The organism is Microbacterium sp. USHLN186 (assembly GCF_037145155.1).
Taxonomy (GTDB): Bacteria; Actinomycetota; Actinomycetes; order Actinomycetales; family Microbacteriaceae; genus Microbacterium.
Window position 1 is genome coordinate 1 of the sequence record NZ_JBBCYA010000012.1, and the last position, 797, is coordinate 797.

A 797-nucleotide genomic window follows, 5' to 3' on the forward strand; every position below is an offset into this window, starting at 1 on the left:
GGTTCCGACCGTACGTCGAGAACCACAAAGTGGACGCGTTCATCTCGCAGAAAGGAGGTGTTATCAAGTCATCGGCTTATTAGTACCAGTCAGCTGCACACGTTGCCGTGCTTCCACATCTGGCCTATCAACCCAGTCGTCTGGCTGGGAGCCTCTCCACCCGAAGGTGATGGAAGTCTCATCTTGAGGCCGGCTTCCCGCTTAGATGCTTTCAGCGGTTATCCATCCCGAACGTAGCTAACCAGCGGTGCTCCTGGCGGAACAACTGGCACACCAGAGGTTCGTCCAACCCGGTCCTCTCGTACTAGGGTCAGATCCTCTCAAACTTCCTACGCGCGCAGCGGATAGGGACCGAACTGTCTCACGACGTTCTAAACCCAGCTCGCGTACCGCTTTAATGGGCGAACAGCCCAACCCTTGGGACCTACTCCAGCCCCAGGATGCGACGAGCCGACATCGAGGTGCCAAACCATGCCGTCGATATGGACTCTTGGGCAAGATCAGCCTGTTATCCCCGAGGTACCTTTTATCCGTTGAGCGACAGCGCTTCCACAAGCCACTGCCGGATCACTAGTCCCGACTTTCGTCCCTGCTCGACCTGTCAGTCTCACAGTCAAGCTCCCTTGTGCACTTACACTCGCCACCTGATTGCCAACCAGGTTGAGGGAACCTTTGGGCGCCTCCGTTACTTTTTGGGAGGCAACCGCCCCAGTTAAACTACCCACCAGGCACTGTCCCTGAACCGGATCACGGTTCGAAGTTAGATATCCAATATGACCAGAGTGGTATTTCAACAA

General features: G+C 55.7%; 1 rRNA gene. It reads right to left on the bottom strand.

Features of this window, described 5'->3' with window-relative positions:
* Positions 1-59 precede the first annotated feature (59 nt).
* Positions 60-797 (bottom strand): 23S ribosomal RNA (locus WFG93_RS13900); the annotation flags it as partial.